Source organism: Pseudobutyrivibrio sp. 49 (assembly GCF_900100545.1).
In the GTDB taxonomy this organism is placed as follows: Bacteria; Bacillota; Clostridia; order Lachnospirales; family Lachnospiraceae; genus Pseudobutyrivibrio.
This window is the reverse complement of sequence record NZ_FNDP01000007.1, coordinates 45,146-59,259: the sequence shown is the minus strand read 5'-3', so window position 1 is coordinate 59,259 and position 14,114 is coordinate 45,146. Positions and strand designations below refer to the sequence as shown.

The 14,114-nt window shown below is 40.1% G+C and carries 12 protein-coding genes; all 12 read right to left on the bottom strand.

Translation table 11 applies throughout. The features are described 5' to 3' along the window. Positions 1-9: 9 nt before the first annotated feature. The 12 genes from BLP54_RS08015 to BLP54_RS07960 all read right to left on the bottom strand — a co-directional run bounded on the left by BLP54_RS08015 (position 10) and on the right by BLP54_RS07960 (position 14,105). The gene (locus tag BLP54_RS08015) at positions 10-495 is read right to left on the bottom strand and encodes a hypothetical protein (RefSeq protein ID WP_090168558.1); all 486 of its coding nucleotides are present in this window, start codon (positions 493-495) and stop codon (positions 10-12) included. A 137-nt stretch (positions 496-632) separates the two neighbouring features. Continuing rightward, the gene (locus BLP54_RS08010) at positions 633-2,144 is read right to left on the bottom strand and encodes a hypothetical protein (protein ID WP_090168555.1); all 1,512 of its coding nucleotides are present in this window, start codon (positions 2,142-2,144) and stop codon (positions 633-635) included. 176 nt (positions 2,145-2,320) lie between these two features. Then, the gene (locus tag BLP54_RS08005) at positions 2,321-3,175 is read right to left on the bottom strand and encodes an undecaprenyl-diphosphate phosphatase (protein ID WP_090168553.1); all 855 of its coding nucleotides are present in this window, start codon (positions 3,173-3,175) and stop codon (positions 2,321-2,323) included. A gap of 53 nt (positions 3,176-3,228) precedes the next feature. Then, positions 3,229-3,915: a GTP pyrophosphokinase gene (locus BLP54_RS08000; RefSeq protein WP_028246036.1), complete on the bottom strand. Its 687-nt coding sequence runs from the start codon at positions 3,913-3,915 to the stop codon at positions 3,229-3,231. 94 nt (positions 3,916-4,009) lie between these two features. After that, positions 4,010-5,374 carry an MATE family efflux transporter gene (locus tag BLP54_RS07995; RefSeq protein WP_242870664.1) on the bottom strand — a complete coding sequence of 455 codons (1,365 nt, stop codon included), beginning with the start codon at positions 5,372-5,374 and terminating at the stop codon, positions 4,010-4,012. Positions 5,375-5,380: 6 nt separating this feature from the next. Further along, positions 5,381-5,644: a hypothetical protein gene (locus tag BLP54_RS07990; protein WP_090168550.1), complete on the bottom strand. Its 264-nt coding sequence runs from the start codon at positions 5,642-5,644 to the stop codon at positions 5,381-5,383. A gap of 7 nt (positions 5,645-5,651) precedes the next feature. Next, positions 5,652-6,461 carry a TrmH family RNA methyltransferase gene (locus BLP54_RS07985; RefSeq protein WP_090168547.1) on the bottom strand — a complete coding sequence of 270 codons (810 nt, stop codon included), beginning with the start codon at positions 6,459-6,461 and terminating at the stop codon, positions 5,652-5,654. Then, entirely contained in the window at positions 6,442-7,431 is a 990-nt protein-coding gene (pfkA, locus tag BLP54_RS07980; protein ID WP_090168544.1) for a 6-phosphofructokinase, read from the bottom strand. Before pfkA ends, BLP54_RS07985 begins: the two co-directional genes overlap by 20 nt. Positions 7,432-7,710: 279 nt before the next feature. Next, the gene (locus BLP54_RS07975; protein WP_090168541.1) at positions 7,711-11,235 is read right to left on the bottom strand and encodes a DNA polymerase III subunit alpha; all 3,525 of its coding nucleotides are present in this window, start codon (positions 11,233-11,235) and stop codon (positions 7,711-7,713) included. 81 nt (positions 11,236-11,316) lie between these two features. After that, complete coding sequence (locus BLP54_RS07970) at positions 11,317-12,018, bottom strand: hypothetical protein (RefSeq protein ID WP_090168538.1); 702 nt, start codon at positions 12,016-12,018, stop codon at positions 11,317-11,319. A gap of 114 nt (positions 12,019-12,132) precedes the next feature. Next, positions 12,133-12,351 carry a hypothetical protein gene (locus tag BLP54_RS07965; RefSeq protein WP_090168536.1) on the bottom strand — a complete coding sequence of 73 codons (219 nt, stop codon included), beginning with the start codon at positions 12,349-12,351 and terminating at the stop codon, positions 12,133-12,135. Between the two features lie 131 nt (positions 12,352-12,482). After that, positions 12,483-14,105: a Na/Pi cotransporter family protein gene (locus BLP54_RS07960; protein WP_090168533.1), complete on the bottom strand. Its 1,623-nt coding sequence runs from the start codon at positions 14,103-14,105 to the stop codon at positions 12,483-12,485. Between the last annotated feature and the right edge of the window lie 9 nt (positions 14,106-14,114).

Sequence of the window (14,114 nt, the reverse complement as noted above, 5' to 3'; positions counted from 1 at the left end):
AAAAATAGGTTATCTAACACCATAATTAATATTTTTTCCACATGTGAACAGTACATCGTCTCCACATAAAACGGTTACATCAATTCTTCCACTAGCATATATTACATAATCACAGAACATTTTCTGCCATTTCTGTAATTCATCACAATTACAGATTAGCTTACAGATATCTATATTACAAATCATATTGCAGATATCAATCTCGCACACTCCACTTCTCAATAATGTTTTGAGATCTACATTATAACGAACGGTCAGTCCATGGTATTTAGTTTCCCATTGAAATTTTGGGCTATACCAGATTGGAGGCGCCACTTCTGCCTGCTGATTTGGTGTTACAACTTCATTCTGGATTGCACCAGCTTCAGCAACCACCTGAGTGCTTGCATCTCGTAATCCAGCAGCCTCTACTTTCGCTGACTGTAGGGTAACTCCAATAAATAGAATTCCTCCAAGAACCATACCTTTAAGCAACTGTCGTCCTAGACATTTCATATAAATGTCCTCCTTTCTTTTACACATTATTGAAATGTTGATATTAAAACGACTATTCCCCCGCGAAGTTGAATATAACATTAAATTGTGAATTAAGTGTATTTATTTTGTGTCTTCACATTACCATTTATTTCTTTTTATCCATGATAAAAATATTTTACACTGTAGTCTAAATCTCGTTTATCAGACCATAATATTCCATTCTCATCAGATACGGTTATTTCCACATCTCCTATTGCCTCTAAGATGTAATCGCATACGAGCTTTTGTATTCTTTCACAGTCACAAATTAACTCGCAAATATTCATGCTACAAATATCCAGTTTACAAATCTCTCTCCTTAACTTAGTTGCAAGATTAACCTTTAAATGAACCTGCTTTCCTTGGAATGTTGTATTTAATTCAAAATTAGGGTTAAAATCTACACCAAAAATGTAGTCCATTCCATCTCTCATGCTGTAATAAATATTCTGCGCTTCTTTTTTCATTTGTTCAGCTTCATCAACTATGTAATAGGCATCATATTGTGCACGTTCAAATTCTTCGTAGTTATGTGAATTATATACTTTTTTGTAATATTTCTTAGCCCATTCCAATTTTGCTTCAGCTTTATCCTTTTTATCTACATATGGCTTAACATCATTTTCATAAGCGGCTTTTAATTCTGCTACAAGGTCATCATATATACCTGCTGGATGTTTACTATATTCTTCAGCAGACCAGGCTATTTCCCAAAGCTCTTCAATCTTTTGGTCGATTTCCTGAAGCTTATCTGGCTGATCTAAATAATCCTCCCTTTGTCTTTGAAGTTCTTCGATTTGCTCTAAGTATTCCTCATATGAGTATTCAAATGGATAGTATCCTTTATTGGCATCAGAATAAAAGATATAGTTTGCATAGGTAAACTCACCACCCTCGTCTTCCCAAACTCGCTTGTACTCTGCATAAGCCTTATCATAACTTTTCTGGGCCGCTGCCAATCTTTTTTCTGCTTCAACTAAATCTGCTGGTTTCTCATTAATATATTCATATTTTTTCAAAATACTATCATATTTTTCTAAAGCGTCATCAAGTATATCTTTAGCTTCAGCTAGATATCTCTGAGCAGCTTCATAAGTTAATTCATTTTTCTCATATAACTCGCCCGACTCCCATGAGATGTCAACAAGTGCGTCTACATCACTATTTATAGCTGCCAATTCATCTTCCATTTCTTTGATAGCATTATTAACATCAAGGCCGCTTTGAACTTCTTCATTCTCTTCTTCATTCTCTTCCGCAGCCTCGAGAAGTATTTCAGTATCTCCTACTTCTAGCCGAGATTCCTGAGCCACTTCAATCTCCTCTAATGGTTCACTTTGAACCGCCTCTGATACCTTTGGTTCTTCTTCTACAAGAATCTCTTGCTCTTCTTGCTCTTCTTGCTCTTCTTGCTCTTCTTGCTCTTCTTGTTCTTCTTGTTCTTCTTGCACCTCAGCCACTTCTGATGTCTCCGGTTCACTGACCTGCATCTCTGCAATTTCAACTGCCTCAGTTGAAGATTCAGAGATTTCAGCAGCGGCAATTTTGGTTGAATTCAGCCATATCCCCATAAATAGTACGCCGCTAAAAACCACCCCTTTAAGCAACTGTCGTTTCATACATTTCATTTAACTGCCTCCTTTCATCTACACTAATTTGAAATAAAGTATTAAACGACTATTCTCCCAGTAAATCCAACCATAGCATAAATTTATGAAAAAAGTGTAATATGCAATAAAAAAGCCATCATGCTGTTTTATTCACAGCGTGATGACTTTTACATACTCAATAATATACTGTTTAATTAAATAAGGCCTAAGAATCCGCACACAAGCACGATGATACCAAGTACAATTCTGTACCATCCGAATACCTTGAAGTCGTGCTTCTTGATGTAGTCCATAAGGAACTTAATTACAAACATAGATACAACAAAGGCAACTACCATACCTACGATAAGGATAAATGCTTCCATTGCTGTGAAGCTAAGACCAAACTTAACAATCTTAAGAAGGCTGGCTCCAAGCATTACAGGGATTGCAAGGTAGAAGGTGTACTCAGCTGCAACTGTACGTGCCACACCGATGATAAGAGCACCTACGATTGTAGCACCTGAACGTGATGTACCTGGGAAGATAGCTGCAATAAGCTGGAACATACCAATTAAAAATGCTGTTGTGTATGTGATATCTGCTACTGAATTAATCTTTGCATTGTGACCGTGCTTCTTTGTCTCAACAATGATGAAGGCCACACCAAACACAATAAGTGCAAGTGCAACACATGTAGGATTGTAGAATAGTTCTTCGAATAAATCATCCCAAAGAACACCTACAATGGCTGCAGGAACACATGAAACTAAGATGTGGAACCAAAGAACAAAGATATCTCCCTTAATCCATGCACCGATACCATTCTCGCTAAGAGGAGCTCTGTTGCCCTTCTTACCAAATGGCCAAATCTTATTCCAGAAAATAATTACTACTGCAAGGATGGCACCAAGCTGAATAACTACCTGGAACATACTGTAAAAGTCCTCAGAAACATTGAGCTTTACAATCTCATCCAAAAGGATCATGTGGCCTGTACTACTAATTGGGAGCCACTCTGTAATTCCCTCAACTATACCAAATAAAATCGCTTTTAAAATTTCTAACATTACTGTCCTCCTTAAAAAAAGCTGTCGGAATTTTTCCGACAGCTTTTATGATACTACAAGGTATTTCCTTCTACAACCTTTTCCTGCCACCCGTTAGCGTGGCGTTCACGCTCTTCCTCTTCTTTCTTCGTCTGCATGATGGCTGTGTTAAGCTGAAGCATTTTAGTATCCATCATTGAAACGATTTCCGAACATTCACGAAGATCGCGGCTGATATAATCTGGTGCATTACCTTCGAACTTGTAATAAATCTTGTGCTCAAGGCTGGCCCAGAAGTCCATTCCTATGGTACGAATCTGAATCTCTACCTTGGTGTCTACCGTCTTATCTGACAGGTAGATTGGAATGGTAACGAGCATGTGGTAGCTCTTATAACCTGACTCCTTAGGATTTTTAATATAATCCTTAATAGAAACAACTGTAACATCTGTCTGACGTCCAATCATCTCGGCTATCTGGTAAATATCCGAAGTGAAGGAACAAACAATTCGCACACCTGCAATATCATTACAATGCTCAATCATGCTAGGTATTGAAACCTCATAACCATTTTTCTTGAGCTTCTTAACAATACTCTCCGGTGTCTTGACTCTTGTCTTAATGTACTCAATTGGATTATATTGATGTACCTGCTGGAATTCATCATTAAGAATTTCAACCTTGGTACGAACTTTTTTAATAGCTGATTCATAAAGTAGCATGACGGTGTTCCAAGAGTTCACACCATCATCTGGAAACATACTCAAATCCAAACTGAATCACCTCCCCGTATTTCTTTACGTATACATTATACCACATTTCTCTGCAACTATTTATTAACTCTTTCTTAAATATTTAATTCCATAAATGCTGCGTGTCATACGCGTGTGGCCAGTCGGAGGTGAGAAGCCATATTGTAAATACGATAGACGAGCAAGCCCAGGTAAGTGGGTAGCACCAACTGATGGTGGTAAACTTTGGTATAAAATGAATCGCTGTGGTCACGTATATGATACGGACACCACACCAGAAGGTGAGCATAGTAGCCATTGGTACAATTGCTTTTCCAGCACCTCGCATTATACCTGCTGCGCAGTGTGAGTAAGCAAGTAAACAATAGAAAAAGGCGCACACTGCCACCTGCATGTGACCATAGGAAATATCCTCTGGATTCTTGATGAACCAACCAAGAGCTGTATCTGCAAACAGATAATAAATAAGTCCGATAGTCTCTGCAAGAACCACACCAGCAATAACGCTCATGCGAGCACCCTTAACTGCTCTGTCGTATTTTCTGGCACCAAGGTTCTGGCTTATAAATGTAGGAATAGCCATGGAGATACTTGTGATTGGAAGGAAGACGAATCCTTCAATCTTCGAGTATGCTCCCATACCGTTCATAGCATGAGGTCCGAAGGCATTGATGTTCTTCTGAACCACAATATTACCTATAGAAATAACAGAATTCTGTAAGCCCATAGGGAGTCCCTGCACAAGAATTTCCTTCATCATCCTTGGATGCCATTTAAAAATATCTCTGATTATTACTCCAGTATTATCGTTTATACGAATCAGGCGAATGAAGCAAAGTAATGCTGATATTCCCTGAGAAACAACTGTAGCTACTGCTGCACCAACTACTCCTGTATGGAAGCCAGCCACCAAAATCACATCAAGCACTACGTTGAGAACTGATGAGAATAAAAGATATAAAAGTGGGTGATAACTATCTCCCACCGAACGCATTATGTTCATAAATACGTTGTATAAAACGATGGTGGAAATGCCACCAAAATAAATATTAAAGTAAGTCAGTGAGTATGGAAGTACCTCTGCTGGCGTATCAATAATGCGAAGCATAAATGGCACAAAGGTAACACCAATCAATGTGGCAACCACAGAACATATCAAAGCAAATAAAACATTACTGTGTATAGATTTTCGAATGTTTTCATCATCCCCTGCACCGTAATATCTACTTATGATAATGCCTCCGCCGGCACCCATTCCACCGAAAAAACCTACAATAAAAAAGCTCAAAGCGCCGCCTGAGCTTATAGCTGCAAAGGCATTACTTTCAGCAAAGTTACCAACAACCCATGCGTCAGCTATGTTGTATAGCTGCTGCAAAAGCTGTCCCATAAATAAAGGAATGCAAAACTGAAACATTCCCTTACCTATAGACCCATTTAATAAATCAATTGATTTACTTTTGTTCATAAAACATTAATCCTCATCAAGTACGTGTATCTCAAGGTAATCAAAGGGAACCTCGTCCACAAAATTATCCTGGGTAAATCTGGCTTTTCCATGACGCTTAAAATCACGGATAGTAGAATCCAACCAAACAGGCTTGCTTGTGTCAAACTCATAGCTTGCCTTATCAACCGCGTTAAAAATCTTGTGTGTGCGAGTCTCCTCTGAATCGTCTTCAACAACAAGGTCGTGAAGCATATGATTATCCTTCCACGATTTGAACCATATTCTCATATACACCTTATCCTCTTCTCTGACGTGATGCCTCATACATCAGTATGCTTGCTGCCACTGATGCATTAAGTGATTCCAGCTGTCCTTCCATTGGAATCTTTAAGTAGCTGGTAGCAAGGGATGCAGCCTCATCTGTAAGTCCATTACCCTCGTTTCCAATCATAAAAGCTGTAGGACCTGAGTAGTCGAATTCGTCGTAGAATTTCTCTCCCTTAAGGTGAGCTGCATAAACTGAAACTCCATGCTGCTCCTTAAGCTCTGTCAAGGTAGCTCCTAAATCAGAAACCACTAAATGAGGTACTCTGAAAATACTGCCCATTGTAGAACGAACTACCTTGGGGGAGTAAAGATCTACTGTAGTATTGTTCATAATAATTCCAGTAGCACCTGCGCCCTCAGCAGTACGAATGATAGTACCCATGTTGCCTGGATCCTGTAAGGATTCTAAAACCACTATATGTGCTGGCTTTCCAGAAGACTTTCCAAGCACATCCTCCATAGTAAAATCCTGCATCTTAACAAGAGCAAGAACTCCCTGTGGGGTAACAGTATCGCTCATAGAATCGAAAACCTTTTTGGCTACCTCTTCTATTTGAACGGATGGTGCCTTGGCTGTAATCTCTGATATAAAAGATGCGCCATCTGCAGAAGAGCCGAAGCCCTCCACATAATAGATAGCATGCAAAAGAGACGATGGTACTTCTGCCACCGCCCTAATTCCCTCAACCACAAAAAGCCTTTGAGCTTTACGCTCTCTGGCTTTTTTGTTAAGTGTCATTATGTTTTTGATTTGATTATTACTCGTACTTGTAATCATTGTTCAAAGAATTGCAAATCTTGTACTGATACTCATCAACATCCTTGTGCATTGCAAGTGCCTCATCGATATCAAAATCAACGAACTCACCGTGGCGATAACCAACTACACGGTTTGTCTTGCCTTCGCAAAGAAGATCAACTGCCATAGCACCCATTGTAGATGCATAAACACGGTCCTTACATGTAGGTGAACCACCACGCTGCATGTGACCAAGGATAGTAGCACGTGTCTCGATACCTGTAGCTGCCTCGATACGCTTAGCCATAGATGTAGAATGACCAACACCCTCAGCATTGATAATGATGTGGTGCTGCTTACCCTTCTTACGTCCCTCGATGATGTGATTTACAAGCTTCTGCTCATCGTAATCATATCTCTCTGGAAGAAGAACATCCTCAGCGCCGTTAGCGATACCGCACCAAAGAGCGATATAACCTGCTCCACGACCCATAACCTCGATGATAGAGCAACGCTCGTGTGATGTAGATGTATCACGAACCTTGTCGATAGCTTCCATAGCTGTGTTAACAGCTGTATCGAAACCGATTGTATATTCTGTACAAGCGATATCAAGATCGATTGTACCTGGAAGTCCAATTGTGTTGATGCCGAAGTGAGAAATCTTCTGTGCACCCTTAAATGAACCGTCACCACCGATAACTACGAGACCATCAATACCATGCTCGCGGCACATATTAGCTGCCTTCTCCTGGTACTCAGGCTGAAGCATCTCAAGACATCTAGCTGTCTGAAGAATAGTACCACCGCGCTGAATAGTCTCAGAAACACTGTGTGCGTTCATATCTATAATTTCGCCGGAAAGAAGACCAGCGTAACCTCGTCTGATTCCTTTAACTGTCTTACCATGAGCAATAGCCTGACGAACAACGGCACGAATAGCCGCATTCATACCAGGTGCATCACCACCGGAGGTAAGAACACCTATAGTCTTAATCTTGTCTGCCATTTGATTATTCCTCCTAAATGTATCCCTTTTCAAACAATCCCAATCTATTTTAGCCTCTTTTGTAAACGTTTTCAATAGTTATTTTTTTAACGTTTTCGCTTCATTTCATACAATCTTTTGTCTGCTTCTGCTAAAAATTCATCTTCACCATATCTGGCAATGAAGGTGTTTTCATCCTCTTGGCAATATATCGTTGGAACTGGGCTCTGTTATTTACCTTAGTCAGCGGTTCCATTATCACCATCACGATTTTATCATCCAAATATTCTTTTTCTGTGTCTATTTATAGTTTTTTCTTTGAGCTCCCACAAACTCAAGCTTTTTATCCACAACCCTGACGTTGTCTGCGCCAAATTTTACACTAAGCACTTTGATGTTATCCTCAGTAGCGGATAAGCTCCAGCTTGGTGGCATTACCTTTTTTGCCTTTTCAGCCTTTAAGTAGATAACTATGCTGTCGTTGCCATCCATGGAACGAATTGAATCTGCCAGTGTAGCTTCTGATGCTTCGTACTCTGCCTTGTCTGCGAACTGAATCCAGACCTCGCGTTTACAGTCATCAAAGGATTTAACATCCTCGCAAATAAGGATAGCCTCGCGCTCGCCATCGTTCTGTACTCGTCCCTTAATGAAAACTTTATTTCCTTCTACAAGTAATGAGCGAACTCTGTCGTAGGTCTTTGCAAAGGCAAGTACCTTAACTGAGCCTGATAAATCCTCAAGAATAATATTTCCATAAGCATTACCCTTGGCTGAATACTTCAGGGCTGCTTCCATGATAATTCCACCGATGATTACCTCTGCTCCATCCTTGATACTTGCAGAGCTGCTCTCATCATCTCCAAAGGCTACCTCTTCGCCCTCATCACCTGCTGTATTAAACTCACTTGCATGAGCTGTAACATTTTTAGCAAGAAGAGGAAGAAACTCATCCAACGGATGACCACTAACGTAAATTCCCATCAGCTCCTTTTCAAAGCTTAGGAGAATCTCTCTAGGAAATTCATCCAAATCTGGCAGGCTAATCCTTAATGATTCTTTCTGCTCTTCATCTGCAAAATCAAAAAGTGACATCTGACCATCAATAGTGTTTTTTCGATCCTTATTAACTGAGTCCATGATGACTTCATAGATGCAGACCTTCTGACGACGGTTGCCCTCTAAGGAATCAAGGGCTCCTGCCTTAATCAGATTTTCGACGGTACGTTTATTGGCATCATATTTAACAACTCGCTTGATGAAATCCTCCAAATCACGATAAAGGCCATTTACTTTTCTGTCTTCTATAATAGCTGCGATAGTGCTGCTTCCAACTGATTTGATAGCAGACAGACCATATCTAATCTTTCCATTATCAACGGCGAAATCTGCCTCTCCATAATTAACATCTGGTGGAAGCAATTCAATTCCTGACTCACGACATACTGCAATGTACTCAGCAATCTTTGTACTGCTGTTAAGCACTGAGGTCATAAGGGCAGCCATGAATTCAAGCGGATAATATTTCTTCAAATATGCAGTCTGAACCGCTACATAAGAATATGCTGCTGCATGACTTTTATTAAATCCGTACTCAGCGAATGGCATAAGCTGATCAAAAAGCCAGTCTGCCTCTTCTGCTGAGATTCCGTTTTTATCAAAGCATCCCTGTACGAAGGTTGGGCGCTCTTCTGCCAGCTTGTCTCTCTTTTTCTTGCTCATCATTCGTCTGACATTGTCAGCACGACCCATGGTATAGCCGGCGCAGGTAGTCATAATCTGCATAACCTGCTCCTGATAAACAGGGAAGCCGTAGGTATCCGCAAGCACATCCTTAAGAAGTGGGAATCTCTGAATAAATGGAGACTCCTTGCCTGTATTTTTACAATCGATAATGTTTGGAATGAAATCCATTGGGCCTGGACGATATACCGCATTAGCCAATATTAAATCTCCAATCTGTGTTGGATTGAGCTGCTTAAGCAAGCTCTTCATTCCTGCAGATTCAAACTGGAAAACACCATCTGTTTTTCCAGCTGCGAAGAGCTCCATTGCCCCTTTATCGTTGTAGTCAATATCATGTAAATCAAGCTTGATGCCGTAATTCTTTTCCACCTGCTTGAGAGTGTCATTAATAACAGTAAGGTTTCGAAGACCAAGGAAATCCATCTTCAAAAGTCCGATTTCCTCAATAACTTCCTTCTCGTACTGAGTGATGATAACATCACCCTTTCCAAGGGCAAGTGGCATATATTCATCTGTAGGCTTTCCAGAAATAACTACACCTGCTGCATGTACACCAGTGTTACGTGGCAAGCCTTCCAGACTCTTACAAATATCAAGAAGCTTTCTGATTTCATCATCAGCCTCATACATAGCCCTAAGGTCTGGGCTATACTTAATCGCATTTTCGATAGTAACCTTTTTGCCATCTGGTAACACATCTGGAATAAGCTTTTTTATGCTGTTGGTGTAAGGAATTGGAAGTCCCATTACACGACCAACATCCTGTACGACGCTCTTTGGCTTAAGGGTACCGAAGGTAACAATCTGTGTTACGCAGTCATCACCGTATTTTTTACGAACATAATCGATAACCTCCTCACGTCCCTCAGGATCGAAATCGGTATCAATATCAGGCATTGATACACGCTCTGGATTAAGGAATCGCTCGAATACCAGATTATATTTCATTGGATCGATATCAGTGATTCCTGTAGTGTAACTGATTAGGGAACCAGCAGCGGAACCACGGCCTGGTCCAACAGGAATATCATGTGTGCGGGCATAATTTATGAAATCCCAAACAATAAGGAAGTACTCGATATAGCCCATCTCCCTGATGGTGTTAAGCTCATAGGTAAGACGCTCCTCGTAAAGGTGTGCATCATCACCGTATCTCTCCTTCAAACCATCGAAACAGAGCTTGTTGAGATATGTCCAGGCATCATAACCTTCAGGAACAGCAAATGGTGGCAAGCCTGCAACATGATATTCGATCTCCACATTACATCTATCTGCGATCTCCTGAGTACGATAAACTGCTTCCTTTGCGTAAGGGAAAAGATTCAACATTTCCTGCTCAGTCTTCACGTAGAATTCCTCTGTCTCGAAACGCATTCTGTCTTCATCATCCATCTTTGCTCCAGTCTGAATACAAAGAAGAACATCATGACTATAGGCATCCTCTTTATTTGTGTAATGGCAGTCGTTTGTACATACAAGTGGAATACCTGTCTCTCTTGAAAGACGCATAAGACCCTGATTTACATTTTTCTGTAAATCGATACCATGATCCTGCATCTCAAGGAAATAATTATTCTCGCCAAATAAATCTCTATATTTAAGGACAATTTCCTTTGCCTCTTCATACTGTTCACGAGCTAAGGCTCTGGCAACCTCTCCTGCCAGACAGGCTGAAAGGCAGATAAGTCCCTCATGATATTTCTCTAAAATCTCAAAGTCTACACGAGGCTTATAGTAGAATCCATCCACATAACCAGCTGAGACAATCTTAATAAGGTTGTGATATCCAACCTTATTTTCTGCAAGCAAAATAAGGTGATAATATCTGTCATCACCTTTTACCATTTCTCTATCAAAGCGCGAGCCTGGCGCAACATATACCTCACAGCCAATGATTGGCTTTACTCCCTGGGCCATGCACTCATCATAGAACTTTGTGACGCCGTACATATTTCCATGGTCAGTAATAGCAGCTGCAGTCATTCCTGAAGCCTTGCATTTTGCGACATAACTCTTTATTTTATTGGAACCATCTAAGAGTGAATACTCCGTATGGGTGTGAAGATGGACAAAACTCATAACATACTCTCTTTCAAAACAAAAAGTCTACCACTATTTTATAGTGATAGACTTTAATAAGTCAAACGTATTTTCTATATATTACTGAACAGTATCGAAGTTGATGATGTCAGCTGCGCCCATCTCATCGTAGAGCTGGTTCATGATTTCCTCTGCCTGTGCAGAATCAATCTGGCTGTAATCTCCACCATCCTCTGACTCATAGAAATATGTTCCATTTCCATCTGTGTCATATACAACTGATGCCTTCTCCATAATCTGAAGAGAATTATCATCACCGATTACATACTTGCAAACCCAGTGATTTGAAGCTGTGTAAATATATCCATCCTTTGTAGCAATTGGGTAAGCTGTTCCACCTGAACAAATCTTTCCAAGCTCTACAATATTTCCATCGTCATAAGTAAAGAGTGTGGCATCGATACCTGCCATATTACCGTCCATATTGTCGTAAGTTCCACTTGTAACTGCGAAAACATCTACATCACCAACAGTAATATTTGCATATCCCATGCCTGCAGTAATCTTCTTTTTGTTAAGCATATCTGTAAATGTACCACAGTCAGTGAAATCAATCTCTGGTGCACACTCGTTAGAAATCTGCTTAATAAAATCGATAGAGTTTTCTTCTAAGTCCTGTGCTGCTTCATTAGAAGCTGTTGGCACTGCCTCGTCCTCTACCTGTGCTGACTCTGTCTCTGTGTTAGTTGCTGCACTGCCACATGCAACCATGGACAAAGCCATAACTCCTACCATTGCTAATACCACAAATCTGTTTTTCATTGTTCCCCGTCCTCCGTTAGTAAAAATTTTAGTATTTAAATATTATAGTAGACACTTGTGTATTTTCTGTTTATTTTTGTTCTCTAAATTCGATATTTATAAGGAATTTTGCTCTTATGCAAGTCTTCTTCCAATTGCTAATTCATCTGCAAACTTCATCAATGCTTTTTCTACTCTTTCATAATCAGATTCAACGAATCTGTAAAGATAAGCATCTCCGATTTCATTCTCTACTGGTGGCTCCTCGTAGAACTCTTCATCAGTATCTCTTGTATAAAGGAATACTCCAATACCTACGATTGCAAATGCTACATATGCGATAATTAAAATCATTTCAATACCTCCTGCGCCCTTGCGCTCAACGTCTACTTTGTTCTCTGTTTCATTTTCTGAACACAGTATACGTCACGAAGTATCACAGAAGTATCACACAGAAAAATCCACCCCCTAAGGGTGGATTTTTCCTATTTATTCGTATCCTTTAACGCATATGCAATATTGATTGCGTGATCAGCGCATCGCTCGATATCTGTAACCATATCGGAGAAGATTACACCTGCGATAGGCTCGCATTTGTTCTCCATGAGACGCTCTACGTGATGATTGATGAGCTGCTTCTCCTGCTTGTCAACCTTTGACTCAAGCTTTTCAATCTTAGAAAGATTGTCATAGTTTTCAGAAGTGAAGATGTCGATAGCAAGCTCAACCTCTTCCATAGAATTCTCTGCCATTTCCTTAAGTTCCTTGGCAGCCTTCTTTGAAAGCTTAGTCTTTTTATTCTTCATGCGTGTAGCGTACTCGATGATGTTCTCAGCATGATCTGAGATACGCTCCATATCTGTTACTGCAATTGTTATAGCAGAAATACGACGAAGCATTGCTGGTGTAAGGTTCAAAGTCTGAAGTCTAACCATTGCATCCTGAATAGCATGGTTAAGAATATTGACAGTCTCCTCACGCTCCTCAACATCCTCTACCTTTTCAGGTGAGTAATCGAAGAAGCAGTCGATAGCCTTCTCATAGTTCTCTGCTGCAATAGCACCCATTCTGGCAGCCTCAAGCTGTGCCTGATGAATAGCCATGTTTGGTGGTACATTGCCCATCTGAGTCATAAATACAAGCTTTCTGTCCTCTGCTGCACGAGTCTCCTCTGGAAGCTCAGGAATGAACATATATGTAAGCTTGATGATGTAATCTGTAAATGGGAATATGATACAAACTGCCAAAATAGCAAAGATTGTATGTGTGTTAGCTATCTGACGAGCTGGATCTGATGATGTAGACTGAATCCAGCTGAGCAATGGTGTCACATTAATAATAATAACGATGATTGCTGCTCTGATTACATTAAATAAAAGATTCAGGATAGCTGAACGCTTTCCGTTTCTATTAGCTGTAAGTGAAGCAAGTAAGTTAGGTGTAACAGAACCGATGGCTGCACCAATTACAAGATATACCGCAACATTGTAATCCAAAATGCCCTGTACAACGAAGGCCTGGAAGATAACTGTTGCTGAAGATGAACTCTGTAAAAGAGCTGTAAACGCAATACCAAATACTAATGCTACGAATGGATTGGTAAGACCACTAAGGAAATTCTTGAACATTTCAGAATGTGAAAGTGGTGCAATGGCTGCTTTCATGATGGTAATACCCTGGAAGAGCATACCAAAACCCATGATAACTGTACCGATGTGCTTTACCAAATCCTTCTTTATAAATAAGTACATTACCGCACCAGAGAAAAGAAACAGTGGTGTGTATGTAGCAATATTAAAGGCTGTAATCTGTGCTGTGATTGTGGTACCGATATTAGCACCAAGGATAACTCCAATAGCCTGTGCTAAAGTCATCATGCCTGAGTTAACAAAGCCGATAACCATAACATCAGTAGCTGAAGAGCTCTGTACGAGGACTGTCATTACAAGTCCGACAACGACAGCTACAAACTTATTAGTAGTAGCTTTCTCTAAAATAATCTGAAGATTATCACCACAACTGTTTTTAAGGCCAGTAGACATAATAGACATTCCAAAGAGGAAAAGACCTACTCCACCTAACAGTGATATCATTTGTGCAATTGTCATTTTATTCTC